17 protein-coding genes are annotated in these 17,902 nt (G+C 47.0%); 3 read left to right on the plus strand and 14 right to left on the minus strand.

All coding sequences use genetic code 11. The features are described 5' to 3' along the window. Positions 1 to 218: 218 nt before the first annotated feature. From SB752_RS01700 to SB752_RS01725, 6 genes are all read right to left on the minus strand, one after another. Positions 219 to 1,463 (minus strand): AAA family ATPase, encoded by a 1,245-nt coding sequence (locus SB752_RS01700; RefSeq protein WP_410714015.1) that lies wholly within the window; start codon positions 1,461 to 1,463, stop codon positions 219 to 221. Further along, complete coding sequence (locus tag SB752_RS01705; RefSeq protein ID WP_410714016.1) at positions 1,463 to 2,344, minus strand: tetratricopeptide repeat protein; 882 nt, start codon at positions 2,342 to 2,344, stop codon at positions 1,463 to 1,465. The genes SB752_RS01700 and SB752_RS01705 overlap by 1 nt, the downstream gene beginning before the upstream one ends. After that, on the minus strand, positions 2,334 to 2,747 hold the full coding sequence (locus SB752_RS01710) for a hypothetical protein (protein ID WP_410714017.1): 414 nt from the start codon (positions 2,745 to 2,747) through the stop codon (positions 2,334 to 2,336). Before SB752_RS01710 ends, SB752_RS01705 begins: the two co-directional genes overlap by 11 nt. 117 nt (positions 2,748 to 2,864) lie before the next feature. After that, positions 2,865 to 3,926 (minus strand): suppressor of fused domain protein, encoded by a 1,062-nt coding sequence (locus tag SB752_RS01715; protein WP_410714018.1) that lies wholly within the window; start codon positions 3,924 to 3,926, stop codon positions 2,865 to 2,867. A gap of 281 nt (positions 3,927 to 4,207) precedes the next feature. Next, positions 4,208 to 4,549, minus strand: coding sequence for a hypothetical protein (locus SB752_RS01720; protein ID WP_103104309.1), 342 nt, complete (start codon positions 4,547 to 4,549; stop codon positions 4,208 to 4,210). Between the two features lie 77 nt (positions 4,550 to 4,626). Beyond that, a complete protein-coding gene (locus tag SB752_RS01725) occupies positions 4,627 to 5,520 on the minus strand; it encodes a hypothetical protein (protein ID WP_410714019.1) in 894 nt (297 codons plus the stop codon). 395 nt (positions 5,521 to 5,915) lie between these two features. On the opposite strand from SB752_RS01725, the gene SB752_RS01730 reads away from it, so the two are divergent. Next, positions 5,916 to 6,290 carry a BclA C-terminal domain-containing protein gene (locus SB752_RS01730; RefSeq protein ID WP_410714020.1) on the plus strand — a complete coding sequence of 125 codons (375 nt, stop codon included), beginning with the start codon at positions 5,916 to 5,918 and terminating at the stop codon, positions 6,288 to 6,290. 253 nt (positions 6,291 to 6,543) lie between these two features. On the opposite strand, the gene SB752_RS01735 is transcribed toward SB752_RS01730, so the two are convergent. Continuing rightward, positions 6,544 to 7,764, minus strand: a complete 1,221-nt coding sequence (locus SB752_RS01735) for a hypothetical protein (protein ID WP_410714021.1) — start codon at positions 7,762 to 7,764, stop codon at positions 6,544 to 6,546. Positions 7,765 to 8,027: 263 nt separating this feature from the next. Beyond that, positions 8,028 to 9,917: a serine hydrolase domain-containing protein gene (locus SB752_RS01740; protein ID WP_410714022.1), complete on the minus strand. Its 1,890-nt coding sequence runs from the start codon at positions 9,915 to 9,917 to the stop codon at positions 8,028 to 8,030. A gap of 224 nt (positions 9,918 to 10,141) precedes the next feature. Here SB752_RS01740 and SB752_RS01745 point away from each other — a divergent pair, with 224 nt between their 5' ends. Further along, positions 10,142 to 11,923 (plus strand): response regulator, encoded by a 1,782-nt coding sequence (locus SB752_RS01745; protein ID WP_410714023.1) that lies wholly within the window; start codon positions 10,142 to 10,144, stop codon positions 11,921 to 11,923. Positions 11,924 to 12,053: 130 nt separating this feature from the next. Here SB752_RS01745 and SB752_RS01750 read toward each other — a convergent pair whose 3' ends face one another. From SB752_RS01750 to cysK, 3 genes are read right to left on the minus strand one after another with little or no spacing between them, the layout of a single operon-like run. After that, positions 12,054 to 12,389, minus strand: coding sequence for a YuzD family protein (locus tag SB752_RS01750; RefSeq protein ID WP_410714024.1), 336 nt, complete (start codon positions 12,387 to 12,389; stop codon positions 12,054 to 12,056). Positions 12,390 to 12,436: 47 nt separating this feature from the next. Further along, positions 12,437 to 13,570, minus strand: coding sequence for a bifunctional cystathionine gamma-lyase/homocysteine desulfhydrase (locus SB752_RS01755; RefSeq protein ID WP_410714025.1), 1,134 nt, complete (start codon positions 13,568 to 13,570; stop codon positions 12,437 to 12,439). Position 13,571: 1 nt separating this feature from the next. Then, positions 13,572 to 14,495, minus strand: coding sequence for a cysteine synthase A (gene cysK, locus SB752_RS01760; protein ID WP_410714026.1), 924 nt, complete (start codon positions 14,493 to 14,495; stop codon positions 13,572 to 13,574). Positions 14,496 to 14,683: 188 nt separating this feature from the next. On the opposite strand from cysK, the gene SB752_RS01765 reads away from it, so the two are divergent. Then, positions 14,684 to 14,911 (plus strand): NifU family protein, encoded by a 228-nt coding sequence (locus SB752_RS01765; protein ID WP_103104634.1) that lies wholly within the window; start codon positions 14,684 to 14,686, stop codon positions 14,909 to 14,911. Positions 14,912 to 14,975: 64 nt separating this feature from the next. On the opposite strand, the gene SB752_RS01770 is transcribed toward SB752_RS01765, so the two are convergent. Genes SB752_RS01770 through SB752_RS01780 form a run of 3 tightly spaced genes read right to left on the minus strand, consistent with a single transcriptional unit; the run spans position 14,976 to position 17,891 of the window. Further along, positions 14,976 to 15,893: an alpha/beta hydrolase gene (locus SB752_RS01770; protein WP_410714027.1), complete on the minus strand. Its 918-nt coding sequence runs from the start codon at positions 15,891 to 15,893 to the stop codon at positions 14,976 to 14,978. Continuing rightward, a complete protein-coding gene (locus SB752_RS01775; RefSeq protein WP_410714028.1) occupies positions 15,890 to 16,849 on the minus strand; it encodes a 2-hydroxyacid dehydrogenase in 960 nt (319 codons plus the stop codon). The genes SB752_RS01770 and SB752_RS01775 overlap by 4 nt, the downstream gene beginning before the upstream one ends. Continuing rightward, on the minus strand, positions 16,806 to 17,891 hold the full coding sequence (locus SB752_RS01780) for a hypothetical protein (RefSeq protein WP_410714029.1): 1,086 nt from the start codon (positions 17,889 to 17,891) through the stop codon (positions 16,806 to 16,808). Before SB752_RS01780 ends, SB752_RS01775 begins: the two co-directional genes overlap by 44 nt. Between the last annotated feature and the right edge of the window lie 11 nt (positions 17,892 to 17,902).

Consider the following 17,902-nt stretch of genomic DNA (forward strand, 5'->3'; position numbering starts at 1 on the left):
AAATGGAGTCAAATTTTGATTTAAAACAACTAAAATCATTCTCTAATATGTCTGTAATTCAACTTAAGCTTATGTTATTTTCAAAAGTCTGAATTGTCAATCTACACTTGTATTTGAATTTTATGTTCAGCTTGTCCCCTCCTATAAAAAAACATTATGGAGTTCAAAGAAAAAAAAGCTTACTTCCACACATCCTCGTGCAGAAATAAGCTTTATGGCTAGATCCGTTTATAACGTGACAAGAATGACTCTACCTCGTTGTATAGACCGCCCTGGTTTGCGTATTTGACATAGTTTTTTACAGTGCGCAGCCAATCGATCGTGGAGGGCTGCGTGGACTGTATCGCTTGCTTCAAATCATTCATATGAATCGGTCGTTCTACTCCGGTACGCATAATTTCTGCGATTACTTCCTCTGTTGCCGTCTCGACCACATTTTCAATATCTGCACCCGAGTACAAATCTGTCTCTTTTGCCAATAAGTCATAATCGATTTGCTCCAGTGGTCGGTCTGCCAGCTTGATCGAAAATATCGTTTTTCTCGCTTCTTCATCTGGCGGCGAAACGAAAATCATTTTATCAAAACGTCCCGGGCGCTTGAAAGCAGGGTCCACATCCCACGGCATATTGGTGGCACCGATAATTAGCATCTTGTCTGTATTGGCTTCTATGCCCTCGATCTCTGTCAGTAGCGTATCAATTACGGTACGCATCGTGTCTGACGACGACCGGCTTCGGTTATATCCGAGTGCATCCATTTCATCAAGGAACAGCACGCTTGGCTTGTTGGCTCTCGCTGAGGAAAACAGCGAACGGAGATTTTGCTCACTGCCTCCGATGTACGGATCAAGAATATCCGCAATGTGAATCGGCATGAAACGTGCCCGGCACTCACCTGCAGTCGCTTTGGCGATGAACGTCTTTCCGCAGCCGGGAGGACCATATAGCAAAATCCCGCCACCTACTTTTTTCTTGAAGCGCTCAAATAATCCCGGAGAAACAAATGGTTTGATGATTTTCATCTGGATGGCATTTTTCACATCATGCAATCCGCCCACATCATTGAACGTAAGTGGCACTTGTATCCGTTCGTCCTCTCTTCCCCCTTGTCCTCCCCGGATGACTTGGAACGGCTTCACGTTGCTCGCCATTGGTTCAATACTATCATCGTCAGCAGGTTCATCCTTTGCTGGCTCCGCCTTTGTCTCAGCGTACTGCGTCTTGGCTAATTTCTGTGATACAGCGACCTCCGAGACAACTGGCTTCGCTGCGGCCAGCTTTCCTAGCTCCAGAATGATTTGCTGCTGGAGTGCCTGATCTCCAAACCGAAGTGCTTCCGTGAAGGCTTGCAGCGCTTCGTTATTTTTGCCGAGCTGTGCGTATTCCAGTCCCAGCAGGTACCATGTTGCCCCGTTCTCCGGGTTGCTCTCTGCCATTTGCTTGATTAGATCGATTTTTTCCACTAGTGACTCCTCACTTTGCAAACAATTTTATAAATGAGCGGCGATGTCCACGTATAGATGCTGAAGACAATGATAAATACCAAATAGTATCCGAGAGCCGCCGGGGCAAAGTAGCTCAGCAGCATGATGATCCCGATTGAAATTGCCCACGTTCCAAGCGTTCCGCCAAGCTTGTTGACGAGCCTGTTTGGTAGAAAAACGATATGCGTTTCCCGATCAATCGCGTCGAGCAATTCTTTTACTCGATCGTTGGTTGGATCAAGCAAAAAGGCTTGGACGAGCGCTTCCTTCGCTGTTTTATAATCGTCTCGAAAATACGCTTCCTCCCCGATCTTCAATAGCTTTGGCAGCTCGTCATCGGCTACTTGAATATATTTTTCCAGCGTATCACGTTGTTGCTTTTTATTATCATCGATTAGGTTCATGTAAAACTGGTAATGCAGCACGGTTTGATTTTCAGGCTCTATGCGCCTCGCCTCATCCATCAGCAGCTTTGCCTTTTTGAGATGTCCCGTTTCGTACATCAAATACGCATAGCTTGCAATTACTCCTGGCTCCTGAGGGTTGATGGACAGAGCCTGCAGCATAGCTTGCTCCGCTTCATACCATTTTTTTTGCGCGCGCAAAATCAAGCCAAGAAGCTGGTAAACATACTCGGTTATCAGACCTTTTTCAAGCGTATCCACGATCAACTCATACGCTTCCTCGTAATTGTCCAGCTCAAATTCACAATAGCTCAGCATGTACAGCAGGGTCGTATTTGTCGGCGCCTCAGCGAGTGCCTGCTGGAAGTGCTCCTTTGCCTGTTCATAGCGATTCATATCGTAATAATGCTTGCCTAACCGATAGTGCGATGAATTTTCCAATGCTTCAATTTCCATAGAACAGCTGCACTCCTTTTACCAGGACAAACGCTTCCACAATCTTGCCAAGAATGATATAAAGAATGGCCTCACCCAGAATAGGCCTGGTCTTTGCCTGCAAGGCCATATGATGTCGATACCTTTTTTTCATCAGAAAATAATAGGCTGCACCGATTCCTACTGCCAAAAGATGCCCGTAGCCCCAGGCTGCAGTCACGATGAAAAGGACGATGCCCACTCCTCCGAGCAGGTAATTCCAAAGCGGGCGTATGCGCAGCCCATTCGCGTTTTTCATCCCGAGTACGATGGCGGGCAAAAATCCGCCCAATATGGCAGCCACTATATAGTGGGTCAAGTTATATGACTTGGTTTGATAGTCTACATTTGGCTTCAAGCTCGGTTGAAGCAATTCCTGATTCATGCCTTCTCACTCATTTCCGGATCGTCCTAACTAACAGGCAAAAAAACAAGTCGCTTATGAAAGTGTTCTCCCATAACCGACCTGCTCTCGCGCCATGGTTCCAGTCTCCCTTGCGAGTTAACCGATGACCTGTACTACATTGCCTTCATTATCTGTAATATTTGTTTTTACAATATGAAAGGCCGTTCCCGCTAAAGAAGGAATTTCAAATTTACTTTCTTTTGGAAGCAGTCGACGGCTCAGCTCTACGGTAGCCGACTCATCGAGGACGATCCGAATCTCATCCTTCTCCACGATACAGCCTGGCTTTTCTCCCGGTTCAAAAACAACCTGAAAATCAGAACCGATCAGGCGCAGTTTGTTCCCTTTTCTGATCCTCCCATAGAGTAGCTTTCCGATGATTTCCGCTTGCTTTGCCCCTAGCTGGAGAGTGGATGGTGTCTTCGTAAACCAGCCTTTCTTACCTGGCTCCCACGCTAGCTGACTCACATATAACAAGCCGGTGTTCGAGCCTTCCTCTTCCGTCCCATGCTGTATCGCCTCGGAAACAGCAGCAATCTTCAGCAGAGAGGTACGCTCTAAATCTGTAAGGTATTTCGGTATGTATGAAAGGCCCGCAGCGAGCACTCCGAGTGTATTCCACGTCTGCATCGCTTCCAGTTCATCGCCTGTAATTCCAACCATCTGCAGAAATTGGACTCGTCCATTCGGCGTCTCGATTTCAGACAAATCAGGATCATGGACAAAAGCAAGTGCAGTCAATTCGGTCTCTGCTCCCAAACAAATCGGCCCGTTGGCATCCAAATAATCCCCTGCACGAAACACATTGCCACTGTTAAAAATGTATCGGCCCATATTTTGCAGCAGATTCAGCGCCCAGGCAGGTGGTTCTTCCTCATCTGCCCCTCTCGTCAGCCGAAAGGTTAATTCAAATCCGTATCCACTTTCTTCCGTATTGTCCGATTCCTTTTCATAGAGCTCTGAAAATCCATAGGTGACAAAATGCCAATGTGGACTTGGCGTTTCTGCTTTATAGGCGCTAATCCCGTCTAATGGGTCTGGACCACCGAGTGCATACGGCAGGTACGTTCCGTAATGCTTTGGCTCCTGCTCCCCGTAAAGTTTCTCCATTTCCGTGTCAATGGCATTCCAGCCTACTGAGGCAACTTCCTCGGTCATATATGCTTACCTCCAATATTTCCCCCTATAAGTGTGATCTGTCTATTTCAGTTGAATGTTCATAAAGAGGGCCTAAATCCTAATTCCTCCATAAAGTATAAAACTCTATGCCAACAACTGGCAATTTCTATCTAATTTTACAGTTCAAAAACGTCTTTTGACCTATCTTCCTTACATGTCTTTTTTCCTATCTATTCTCTTTTCTTCATAAAATGGGGTATTGGGGAGAAGGGAGATTCTCGTGGACAAAAAAACGCCAGGGCTGTCCCTGACGTTTGGCTTCACCGCTTTTGCACACGCAACACCGGTACTTTCTTTTGTTCATACGTGCCAGCCAATATTTGCTCGTGAATAACGTTCAGCTTGAGCAGACTGCTGATCTTTCCGGTATCTGCCCGTGACATGAGTCGCCAAAGGGATGGATCAGGCAAGGAGTTGTACAGCTTTTCATCATTGAACTCCCGCCGCTCCTGGTAGCTGATGGACAGTTTATAGTCGCCTTCCTCTGCACTCCCGACCTCCGCATAGGCATCGATCAGCTTGCCTCGCAGCTCGTTTAGCTCATCCTCTAGCTGTTTTTGCAATTCTTTCAGCTCATAATAGCGGGCTACCTGTTGTTCCATCTGCTCGTCCTCCTTTTGTTTCGGCTTTACCAAGAAACTATATGAGGAGGAGCAGGTTGATAGAACAAACGGGCGTATTATTTGCCAACCACTGTATTGATCGCTTCGCCTGGATGTTTTTTCACGAAAGTGGAGTATTCTACTTCCCATGGATTCCATTTTCCGTCTGCTTGATAGCCCCAAACAGAGTTGATACGAGAGACAGTGTCCGTGTTGTTGATGCCGACGATGCGTTGTTCTCCTACCAGCTCGTAGGTCCCATTGCCATCCATGTCAATCGGTGTCAAAGCACTGAAAGGATACGTCATGACAGAAGTATCTGCATCTGTGAGCAAGACCTTGCCTGCTTTATCGTAAAGCTTGGCTGCTACGTACACATCTTGATTTGCACTCACATCAATCGTGAGTGGCTTGTCTAGCTGTGTACTTTTTCCTTCGACCTTAAAGCCGTTCACAAAGGAACCCTCATAGTTGATTCCCTCATTTTCTTTTTCACCAAAAATGACTGCTGGCTTGTTGTCAGTAAAGGTTGCCACTACATGGTTATAGATGCCCCCTGTGCCGCCAGTCGCTGTTTTTACAAAAGCATCAGCGACGTGGTCACCTGTAAAGTCAAGAAGTGTCAGCTCCCCCTCGTATCCGCCGAGGTCTTTCATGTCGGTTTTATTGTACGCTTTTGTTTTGCCATCCTGCACCACCAGGTTCATGTTGGAGGAGTAAATATCATCTGCCTTCTCTTTTACACCAACCAGATATACCGTGTCTTCTACTTTATCTCCGTTTACATCCGCTGTTTTTTGATCAATCACGTATGTGTTTTTATCTAACTTGAGCTGTTCTGCTGCTGCAAACAGCTTACCTTTTTCTGAATCTGCGTGTGCTACCTTTGTATTCGCCAGTGTCAATCCCGTTACGCCTACCACTCCTGCCAGCAGCAAAAAGGTAGCGGGCTTCATCCATTTTTTAGTCATTGTTATTTCCTCCCTAGTTGTTCATCGGTACATGGATAACTATAGGACGAAGCCGTTTCCTTTTTGTTACAAACCGTTAACGAACAAAAGACAAACTGGTAAAAAAACCACTATCGAGGCCGGTGCCCTGCTTAACGACCGCTTACTTGAGGTTTTCCAAAACGCTTTACATCTACAAGAAACTCTCATCACTTGGATCTATATGTCGAAAACAGTTAGTGTAAATACAGACATAGATCGTGTACGATGAAAATGCCCGTTGTAAAAATTTCCTTACTTATCAGTTGATGGAACGCCGTGTGCGATGAAAGTCGCCCGTACGGTGTAGGCTCGAACGAAAACCCATATAGAAAGAAAGGGAATAAGTCGAGAATAGCGATATTGTAGTTGGTAGTTTGTCTTATCTAGCCACTCTCGGTTTTGAAACTATTTTTCCAGGAGCAGATATACCTTTCAACTCCAGTAAAACATCAAATGGTGCTATTCATTTACCAGGAACTGCAGCGATTACATTTAATGAATCCGGCGATTATCAGGTTGATTACAGTATTAACTCTAAAAACCCTTTTATCGGTAGTGAGGTGGCGATTACAGTTAATGATGTTCCAGTGAAAACTACCCTACTTACTATTCCGGGTGAGGTTACAGACACTGCTCAGTTGACTCTAGTTGCTGGAGATGTGATTACATTACGCAATAACTCCTCCTTTAGATTGACTTTGGCTTTAGAACCAAAAGTAGGAGCCAAAATGGACATTAAGAAGAATTAAATGATCTTCCATCAACTGCTCTCGGGATAACCTGAGAGTATTCTTTTCCATCAAGACTGTAAACTCGCTTCCTTCTTTCCTAAATTAATGCTGTGTTAAATCAGCGCCCTCGACAACATTGATTGACCTGTTTGCAGCTATCACCCATCTCCCTCTGCGTTTTTGCGGAAATTTTCCATGCTCTCCAGAACTCATAAGCATCTCGTTTATAAAAGCTTATACGTTAATAAACGCCGACGCGCCCTGCTTAAACTTACTTGACGTTTTCCAAGACGCTTTTGATAACAGCGACTGAGTCTTGGCGGATGTTCAGATTATAGTACCCCCTGACAGCCTGATAGACAGCATTCAAGTTTTTGCTGCTTTTGTTTTTTCGGTAAGCCGCTATTTCCTTGGCAAATCGCGGATGGTGGATCAGGTCGCGGCTCCAGTCCCATACCCGCGGCTTTAGAGCGTCTTTTCTCGCTTGAGCGAGCATCTGGGGAAAGCGTGAGATACTATATTGTGCAATTTTACTTTTCGCCAGTTGATAAAGAGGTGATTTTTTCACTTCCCGTTTTTCCACTCCCCATTCGTCAAATGAGTCCATGGGCTTGCCATTTACACGTATGACATCATCGGCGAGCATAGGAACCATCCCTGGCTTGAGTTTAACCTGATAATATTCCCAGCCTGTAGCTGTTTTTTTCCCTGGTAGGATCAGGTTGATGAACTGGAATATGCGAAGATAAGGCTGCTCCTGGGCGTATTTTTCCGGTCCCGCTTCGAGATTCAGTGGGAGTTGAGGATATATGTATCCTTTCTGATCGACAATAAACCCCGGAAGCCCTACTTCCACAGCCCACCGCACAGCTGTATCCTCCGAATCTTTCAGATCGATTCCTCCGTGATAGGGGCGTACTTCTTTAAACATCCGATAGAGAACCATGGCTATGAATTCCTTCGTCGCCATTCCATCGTCGAGCTCTTCCCACTTGACGTATCCTGCGTCGATAAGAGGCTGTAAGTGGGCATTCATATGTAGCTCTGCTCTCTTTTCCCGTAGCGCTCGGCCCTCGTCTGAAAAGCTCTCTGTACTCTCGACCCGTCTATCCAATTCGTCCAAATCAACATTAGTTGGGTAATGGGGAGGAAAAATCCCAATAAAATGATACATATTCCAGAGGAAGCCTTTTTTTGAAGTCATGAATCGCTTATTGTCCTCGTAAAAAGTCCTAAAGTGCGACCCTCCGCCATCCATATCAACAAGATAATCCTCTTGCAAATAAGTTCTCATAAATGCTGGTGTCTGCGGATTTAAAATATCGACCATCTCCACATTCAAAAACAAGTATTTCTCGGGATTGGGCGGGAGTTTATAGGTGATTTGATAGCTGGAAGCAGCTGCAACCGTGGGGACCGGAGAACTAACAACGATGGATGACATGCAGAGCACAGAGGAAATCATTCCAATGACTATTTTTTTATGACACATGGAAAAATCATCCTTTTATTCATGATGTTAGGTAGACGATATGCAAATGCCTTTGGTTACTTGTTTTATTAACCGAAAGTTCAGCCGATTCATTTCCATCTCTTTTATCCAGTACGATTTATCCTATGCTTCTCGGTATGTTGTTCACTCTACCTAAATTCGTTGAACGGATTAAGATAGAAGGACACTGGACCTTACGTCCAAAGTAAATTCTTGAATTGGTACCCTCTACGTTTAATAGGCATGGTTGAATCCTCCTACTCCTACGAAAAATGTACAGGGAGAAAGTTCCAATAGTACAGATAAAATGTATATAGGATCGTCAGTAAGACGATACCGACGTTTACCGCCTTCCATCGGTCCTGCTCCTTGGTCGTACAGATACGAATCAATAAATAAACAGCCACCGCCACTGAAATAAGAGGCATAGAGGTTACACCAACCTGATAGAACAGCGAATATCCGTATAGAATCTCCTGATTTCCATAGATAAACTGAACTAGGAAGAAGATGCTTTGAAGGAGAGCAATGATGGGAATAACCGCAGTAATACTATGTGATTTCTTGCCCCAATGTCGTACTGCATACCTCAGCAGCCATACGAATGGAATGAGCGTGAACAAGATCCCTGGTGCGATATACAGTGCCATCAAGATCACTGACGACTCATACCATTCCGTACGCGGGATCGTGAAGTTCATTGGACCTGTGAGAGTCCATTTTTCCTGTTCTTTATGAAAGTAAAGCTGCTCCACCCCACCGATTTCCTGGAAGAGCCTCTCAGCTACTTGGGTAAACTCTTTCCTGATAATCCGTTCCCCTTCGTTCTGAAATAAGCCGGTCACCACTAATGTTTGATCATCTTTGACTTCAACTGTGTACGGCACACTGCCTAGCAGGCGTAGCACCTTGGCCCAGCCGTACTCCGCCGCCAAGTACAACTCATATCTCCCTTCCAATTCCTTAATCGCACTCAACGAACTTTTAACGGGAGGAAGCGACTTGCGGGCTGTTTTCGCGTCGATTATTTGGGAGATAGCGCCAACAACTTTCCCATGCATTTCCATTCCGCTTCTTCCCGCATTGGCGGTAATAAAGATGCCAATCGACTCCGAAGGAAAGAGCACCATTTTTGAGATAAATCCGTCAATGCCTCCATTCGCCCACAAGTAGGGAACTCCATGCACTGTCTCCGACCGAAAAAAGCCGTACCCAATACCATACATGCGTTCATGAGAAGAGAATTGCTTCGCATGCATCATCTGAACCGTTTCCGGTGTAAGCAAGGACTTGCCGCGGAAATAGCCGTTGGACAAATGCGCGATCATATAAGGGGCGAAGTCATTCGGTGCCATATTTACGGCTCCTCCCCCAGGAAAGTAAATTCCAGAATATGGAATCACCTGATAATCGTTGTCTGTATAGGCATAGCTCTTTGCCAGCTTAGTCCGATCCTGCGGGAGATTCAAGCTCGCGCTGCTCATGCCGAGTGGTTTGAACAATTGTTCCTGCATGTAATCATTCAAAGGCAGTCCGGATACTTGTTCGACCACACTGCCTACTAGTCCTAATCCGGCATTGCTGTATAGGAATTTACTTCCAGGTACAAACACCGTCGGCTGTCTTTCCAAATACGTTCTGATCGAATCCGTTGACCATTGCGGGATCGAACCTTGCCGATTGTCTCTTTCATACATATTTACATCCAAACCTGCCGTATGCGTCAGCAGGTGATGGAGTGCAATCGTGCCATGTTTTCCACGCACCTTGTAATCCTTCAGGGCAGCATTGATATCATCATGCAGGGAGAGCTTTCCTTGCTCGACCAACTGCATAGCAGATGTAGCTGTTAAGGATTTCGTTAAGGAACCTAGCCGAAATATCGTACTTTCCGGATTAACGGGTATTTGTTGCTCTAGGTCAGCGAATCCATACCCTTTGCTATACATGATGTTCTCTCCATGAGTAATAACAACCGCTGCACCGGGAATATGAAGCCTGTTCATTTCCTCCTGCATGACAGGATCAATCAATTTTTGCAAAACTTCCGCGGAAAACGGCGATGCCTCATTCGCATTTGTATGAGGAATGCAGAACATGAATAGAAAGCAAAAAGCTAGTATAGAGGTCAAGCATTTGTATGAAGCAGACATAGCCATCATCACCTTTCTTTTATGAGCGATTTCCGTCGCTAGGCTATAGCGATGAGGCTAAGTATGAGGATCAAACTGTCATTTGGGAAAGTGGCAACCTATCATGACTATTCGTGATAACACTTCGTCGAGGCCCATGCTATAATCATTTGCAAGTTAAATCTGGAAAAGGGGTGTTCATCCTGCTTATAGCTGTCAATCGCCGATGGACGTGGCTTAATTGGATGATCTTCACGATCCGCTTTTTGTGGTGGATCACCATTATGATTGGGATTATAAAATATCACGCCCTTTTGCCGTATCCCGTTGAAGCGGCGATAATTGTTTCGATACTCGCATTCGTTATTCCTTACTGGTTTTACCGCTATTCCACCATCGCTTATTTGATTGCTGAGATAGCACTGAGCGGGAGCCTTTACATCGTATTAAACTACTATTTCGAAGAGACTCAGTGGCAGTTTATTGTTATCGCCTTTGTCGTTGGTTTCCACAGCTCAGAAAGAACATGCCGATGGACTGGACCTATTACAATTCTTCTGATTCCTTTTCTCGCTTGGAATACCGCTCGTCTGGATTTCGATGATATCGCTTTTCAAGCCTTTTTGTACCATTTGGGGATGTACGGCTTCGGCTTCGCCTTTCAATTATTAAGCCGGACTCATAAGCAGAGCTTGATTATTAAGGAACAGAACCGAATTTTGGAGCAGTACGCGGGGCGAGTGGAGCAAATCACGCTGCTTGAAGAAAGAGACAAGCTGTCCAGAGAACTGCACGATACCATTGGGCACACGATGACATCGCTCATTATGGGCATGGAGACACTTCGTCCTCATTTGCCGAGTACCGAAGTGAATCGTCTGGATACGCTACTTCATATGGCACGCCGCGGATTGAATGAAACGAGAGGGATCGTCCACAATTGGGCGCAAACCACTCGGGACTCGCTTATGACCTTGGAGTCTTCCTTTCGCGAATTGATCGAAGAATTTCAGCAGTCGACGGGGGTGGTTGTGACATTGCGTATCTACGGCAAAGAGTATGAATTAAGTAGATCTCGTAAACTGCCACTATATCGCTGCTTGCAGGAAGCGCTGACAAATGCTGTGCGGCATGGCGGGGCTTCCCTCATACAAGTGGGACTGTACTTTGAAAAAAACCAAATCAGAATGCAGGTTGAAGATAACGGGAGTGGAAATAAAGATATTGAATTTGGGTTCGGGCTGCAATCAATGAAAGAGCGACTTGAAGCCCTTCATGGACAGCTATCCCTTCATTGTTTGGATGAAGGAGGGATAGCTGTGATTTGTAGCCTTCCTCATCAGACAGTTTTGCCACAAGAAAAAACCATTCGAATACTTCTCGTTGACGATCAGCCGATCATAAGAGAAAGCTTACAACTGATCTTACAACAACAGCAGGACATGCATGTCGTCGGGCTCGCTGGAACCGGGCAGGAAGCGATCGATATGATTCCTGCCGAGAATCCTGATGTGGTGCTGCTGGACATCCGAATGCCTGGTTTTGACGGACAGAGTACGCTGCGAGCGATACGTGAACGCTGGCCTTCCATACGTGTCATCATGGTAACCTCAATCGAAGAGGCTTCGCAGGCCGCCGATACGCTCAAGAACGGTGCCAACGGTTACTTATTGAAATCTGTTTCCCCTGTTGAGTTAGTAGAGGCGATCAGAGTCGTCTACCAAGGCGAGATGTTGATTACCCAGACGATTGCAGATGCCCTTTTCCAAGAGATGCAAGTGCAGCAGGCAGAATTGGATGGATTGCGTAAAATGCGAGGGCGCGTTTGCCCTTACGGCTTGACGGAGCGTGAGCAGGGAATTTTGGCATCCTTAATGGAAGGGCTTCGCATCAAAACGATTGCCGACAAAATCTTTCTTTCGGAGGGAACGGTTCGCAATTGCACGTCGATGATTTACGCCAAGTTGGGTGTAAATAACCGTGAGGACGCGGTGAGGAAGGCTCGTGAGGAAGGACTGGTCTCTTAGACGAGCAAGGCATCGCTGGCGATAACCTCCACTGACCTGTTTCAGGACATTTCCATGCACTCAAAAACGACCAGACGTGTATCATCTGGTCGTTTCTCTAAACAAGCTATCTCAGCTTTTCGACAGCTATTTATTCCTTTTCTACGGATTCAGCAATCGGCTGTAAGCCCATGCTCTCCAGCTTTCCATAAATATCCTTCAGCTTCGGATTTCCCTCACCGACAATTTCCCCGGAAATTACGACAAGCGGATACCACAAATCTTCCTCAATAATGCGGGTTGCCCAGCTTTTGTCATCGTCTGTCTGTGGCTGTTGAAAGTCGCTGTAAACGATGCGGATGCTGTCGCTTCCATATTTTCGTGAGATGGCGGCTTGCAGCCACTCAGCGGTTTCCTTTGCTGATGGGAGATTGACGCAGCTCGCGCATAGCTGCTCCGTCCCAAACACTTTAATTTCCACGCTCATACGATCCGCCCCCTCTCGATTCCATCATCGTTCTCTTTCTATATAGCTTAGGACAGAGCTTGCTCCAGGTCCTCGATCAAGTCCTGAACATCCTCGATCCCTACAGAGATGCGTACCAAGCCTTCTGTAATTCCCAGCTCCGCACGACGCTCAACTGGAATAGAAGCATGCGTCATACGTGCAGGCACGCTAATCAGACTTTCTACGGCACCGAGCGATTCCGCCAGCGTGTAATACTTCACTTTCGCCAAAACCTCATCCGCACGCTCAGCACTTCCTACATCAAAGGAAATCATGCCACCGAAGCCACGCGCTTGTTTTTGGATCAGCTCATGACCGGAATGACTCTCCAATCCAGGATACAGCACACGCTTGATATCACTGCGCTCAGACAGCCATTTTGCCAGCGTGCGTGCATTTTGCTCATGCTCTTCCATACGAATTCCCAGTGTCTTCATTCCGCGAAGCAATAGCCATGAATCTTGTGGTCCGAGTACGCCTCCGATTGCATTTTGGACGAAATGCAAATCCTCACCTACTTTGGCGTCCTTCGCTACTACCAAACCTGCTACTACGTCACTGTGACCGCCCAAATATTTGGTTGCGCTGTGGAAAACGATATCTGCTCCCAAATCGAGCGGGTTTTGCCAGTACGGTGTCATGAACGTATTGTCTACGACCAGAAGGACATTTTTCGCTTTGGCAACATCAGCCAGTGCGGCAATATCGCTTACTTTCAGCAATGGGTTTGTCGGTGTTTCCATAATGATCGCCTTTGTTTCCGGGCGAATCGCTGCTTCCACAGCTTCCAGATTGCTGGTGTCTACATAGGTAGCTTCCAGACCCAACCGGGAAAACACGCGGGTAACTACGCGGAAAGTACCGCCGTAAACATCATCGCCAACAACCAGATGGTCGCCTTTGTTGAACAGAGAGAGAATGGTGGAAAGAGCCGCCATCCCGGAACCGAATGCAAAGCCGCGTGCACCGCCCTCGATCTCTGCAATGTACGTTTCCAGAGCGTGACGAGTCGGGTTGCCTGTACGGGAATATTCAAAGCCTTTATGGACGCCGATCGCTTCCTGCTTATATGTGCTTACTTGATAAATCGGAACGGATACTGCACCTGTATGTGGATCTCCCTCAATACCACCATGGATTAATCGGGTTTTAATGCGCATCTTACATACCTCCTTGGTAGATTTTTTTGCTCAAATAGCGTTCGCTGCTGTCTGCAAATAGAACGACAATGTTTGTTCCCGGTGCCGCTTCCTTTGCTTCACGCAAGGCAGCTGCTAGCGCTGCTCCAGCTGAGCTTCCGACGAGCATGCCTTCTTTAGCCGCAAGCTGCTTAACCAGTTCAAATGCGTCCACATCGAGGATGGTGTGAATCGAATCGAAATAGCTGGTATCCATAAAAGGAGGCAAAAATTCCATACCGATTCCCTCGGTTTTGTGCGGGCCTGATTCTCCCCCGTTCAAGATGGAGCCTTCTGGTTCTACAATCACTGTTTTGATTGCAGGATTTTGTTCTTTCAAATAACGGGCTACACCCATGAATGTACCACCAGAGCCTGCTCCTGCGACAAACATCTGCACTTCCCCATCCATTTGTTTCCAAATTTCAGGACCTGTGGTTTTGTAATGCGCATCAGGATTGGCCGGGTTGGCAAATTGTTGCGGGACAAAAGAGCCAGGAATCGACGCCGCGAGCTCCTGCGCTTTGGCAATCGCTCCCTTGATTCCTTTCTCGGTAGGCGTATTGACGACTTCCGCCCCAAGCGCACGCATCAGCTCTTGCTTTTCCTCGGAAAACTTGGCTGGTACGCAAAAAATGACTTTATAGCCAGTTCCTACAGCGGCTAGTGCAACACCGATTCCTGTATTTCCTGCTGTTGGTTCGATAATTGTGCCACCTGGCTTTAGCTGTCCGCTTTCTTCTGCAGCGCGGATCAGTTCCATGCCAAGTCTGTCTTTGACGCTTCCACCCGGGTTAAAATATTCCAATTTCGCGAATAGACGGACTCCCTCTGGAAGCTCAAACTGTGTAATTTCGACGATCGGCGTATTGCCGATCAGTTCTTTCACATTGCGAAATACATTCACGTAAATACGACTCCTTATGTTGAAGTACTTGCTCTCTCATTATAACATGCAGCTATCACAAAAAGTCCATGCAGGGTGCATCCGGGGCATATTCATGTTTTGAAAGTGTCAACAGGGCATGTAAGCCATGGATTTATCATACGTCTATGATTATAATAAAGGAGAGGTTGGAAAGGAGTGAATGAATGATGGATCTGATGGATCAAGTACAAGAAGTTCTCGATAAACTACGCCCTTACCTGCAACGTGATGGTGGAGACGTACAACTCGTTGACGTAGAAGAAGGTATTGTGAAGCTGCGCCTGATGGGTGCTTGCGGTAGCTGCCCTTCCTCCACAATTACCCTGAAAGCAGGGATTGAGCGTGCCCTGGTTGAAGAAATCCCAGGCATCAAAGAAGTACAACAAGTATTCTAAGCCAGGATGGACTTGAGAGCAGCTACGAGCCAATAACGTAGCTGCTTTTTTCGTTTGAAAATGGTTATTTCCTGCCCATCGCTTTTTCCAAAAAAGAGATGACCCTCTCTGCATACACTTCTGGTACCAGTGCATAGCTGCGAACGTGTCCGGCATCGGGGACGAGCCACAGCGCAGAATCTTCATCTTGGGCCCAGCTATACAAGCGTTCGCTGTTTGCAGTAGGAATCGTGAAGTCATTCGTCCCATGAATGAAAAGGATCGGTTTTTCAGCTTCTTTGACCGCCTGATACGGTTTTACATGACGAGGATTTGCCCCCAGTAAAAGCGGACTGAAGGTCAAAATAAACCAATTGAACGGAAAGCGCGGCAGGCCCGTCCATTGCGGCAAATTTTCTTCCAGGTACTCCTGCAGGGAATAAAACGGGGAATCTGCTACGATCGCCTGAATGCGCGAGTCGACTCCACCTACTAATAGCGCTGTAGCTGCCCCCATAGAAAAGCCAACCAGCCCCAATCTTTTTTCCGGGTGGACGGAGACTGCATAATCAATCGCCCCGAGCAGATCCTGCTGCTCGCGAAGGCCGATCGTCGTCAGCGAGTCACTCGATTCACCCGCATTTCGGAAATCAAACATCAAGACATCGAAGCCCGACTCAAGAAGCCTTGCCGCTAAGGACAACGCCGGTAAATGCGGCTCCAGCCTGTTTTGACTGTATCCGTGAGCAAACAGGAGCGTGCTGCCATTTGCCTGGTAGCCGTTTTTTTCCGCAGACAGGTACCACCCAGCCAGAGTAATTGCCTGCTCCCGACTTTGAAACTGGATCGACTCGGCATGACAGATTCCAAAATCGCCCGGCTCCATATTGATCGGCTTTCGCACAGGATGGGTCAACCGCCATGTAACTCGTAGCGCCACGGCAATACCTGCGATCAGAAATAGCAGCAAAAGCCCGATTCCGATAGAAAGGATCACACTCATACTGCAGTAAGCGGCTCCTCGCCCTTCAACACCAGAGCGATATTTGCAGCTGCCAGCTTCGCCATTTCCGTTCGGGTCTGAATCGTTGCACTGCCAATATGCGGCAAAGCGACAACGTTTGGCAAGCGCAGCAGTGGGTTATCGAGCGGTACTGGCTCTACTTGAAAAACATCCAATCCTGCTGCCCAAATCTTTTTCTCCACCAAAGCGTTGTAGAGCGCTGTTTCATCAACGGTCCCGCCACGCGAAACATTGATAAATACGGCCGTCTCTTTCATCAGAGCAAATTGCTTTTCTCCCATCAACAGACGCGTTTCCTCCGTCAGTGGCGTCAGCAGGAGCACATAATCGGACTCTTGCAGTAGCGCCTCTAGTTCTGCCCATTGTGCCCCGGTCTCTTCCTCTGCCCCATGCTTGCGGCTTCGGTTATGATATACAATCCGCATCCCAAAGCCTTTTGCTCTTCGGGCGACTGCCTCACCAATTCTGCCCATTCCGATCATCCCAAGCGTTGTTCCAAATACGTTTTGCCCCGCCAAAAGCATAGGACTCCACGAGGTCCACTCCCCGTTCAAAAGGAAGCGGTTCGCCTCTGTCACTCGTCGCCCTGTTGCCATCAATAATGCAAATGCCAGATCAGCAGTGGCCTCCGTCAGCACATCTGGTGTATTTGTTACGATCACGCCATGCTTTTTGCAAGCGGCCAGATCAATATTGTCATAACCGACAGCCATATTGGCTACGATTCGCAAATGTTTTGCCCGTGTCAAGAGTTCCTCGTCAATTCGCTCAGTCAGCATCGTCAGTACTGCATCCGCATACTCGACTTTTGTGAGCAGCAATTCCCGGGGAATCGGGTAGTCCTCCGTCCACTGTTCGACCGTTGCCACAGCTTCCAGCATGGCAATCACTTCATCTGTCAGCTTCCTCGTTACGAATACTTGTGGCTTCTTCATCAATTTGCCTCCACAACCAATCAATTTGTGGAATGGATACGCCATAACGCTTTTCAACCAGATGGGGATATTTCCGGAGTCCTTCTTCCATATGTGCAAGCTCGTCTTCCAATTGCTTTTGCCATGCCTCGACATTTACTTCTTGTCGCTCTTCAATAGGCAGCTCTTTATAGGCTTCCACAAGCCTGAGGAATCGACCTGGATAGAGCAAGAGTCCGTAAATGACGGCATACTCCCCAGTAAGCAGCGCAGAGACACTGTTATATCCATCAATAAAGCTGGCAACGAAGTCATCATTCCACCCGCTGCGCTTGGTCTCTGCTTTTATCCATTGACCTACGTCACGCGCTCGCATGTCTAGGACCCAGTTCCATTCTCCCCCGATTAGTCGCGCATCCTTCTCATTCCATAGCATATACCCTTGGTCAAAATTTTGGTAGGCTACTTTTCCAAGTCCTGCCGTTTCTTTCACGACCTTATCATACCCAGCAGCCTGCAAATATTGAACAGCGATTTCCCCAAGCTGATGCACATACGTGTAGCTCGTCAGCAAAAATTCATCCATGGAAGTCAGCTCAACGTTCTCTTCATCTAACTCATCACGGTACTCGTTGTAATGTCGAAGCTTTTTACGCCACATGCTCGGCCAGTTGCCTAGCGAGCTATAGGGCATAAACAGCTTGTCGCCTGTAAACGTGCTTGTCGCCTGATGAAATTGCGCCAAGGACTGTCCAGCGGCAAAGTGCGGGTCTTCTTGCTCCCCTTCACGTACGCCTCGGTACAAATAAAACAGCTGTTCATCCGAAATGAAATGCGCTTGCCCGCCTACCGTCTTTACCAGCTTGAGCATCTTGATATCTTGCTGCTGATTTAGATGATTCCGTACGCGCTCTATCAATTTGTTCTTATTTTTGTATCCCGCAGGTACAGCGTACATGTAATACAAGCCCTGATCCGTTTCCAGTACCTTACTAGCACCAGTGGCTCGATAGCCCCGCAAGAGAAACCCGTATTGCTCTTGTAAAAGGTCTTTTTCCTCCATTTAATCCAACC

The organism is Brevibacillus sp. SIMBA_040, from assembly GCF_046535075.1.
In the GTDB taxonomy this organism is placed as follows: Bacteria; Bacillota; Bacilli; order Brevibacillales; family Brevibacillaceae; genus Brevibacillus.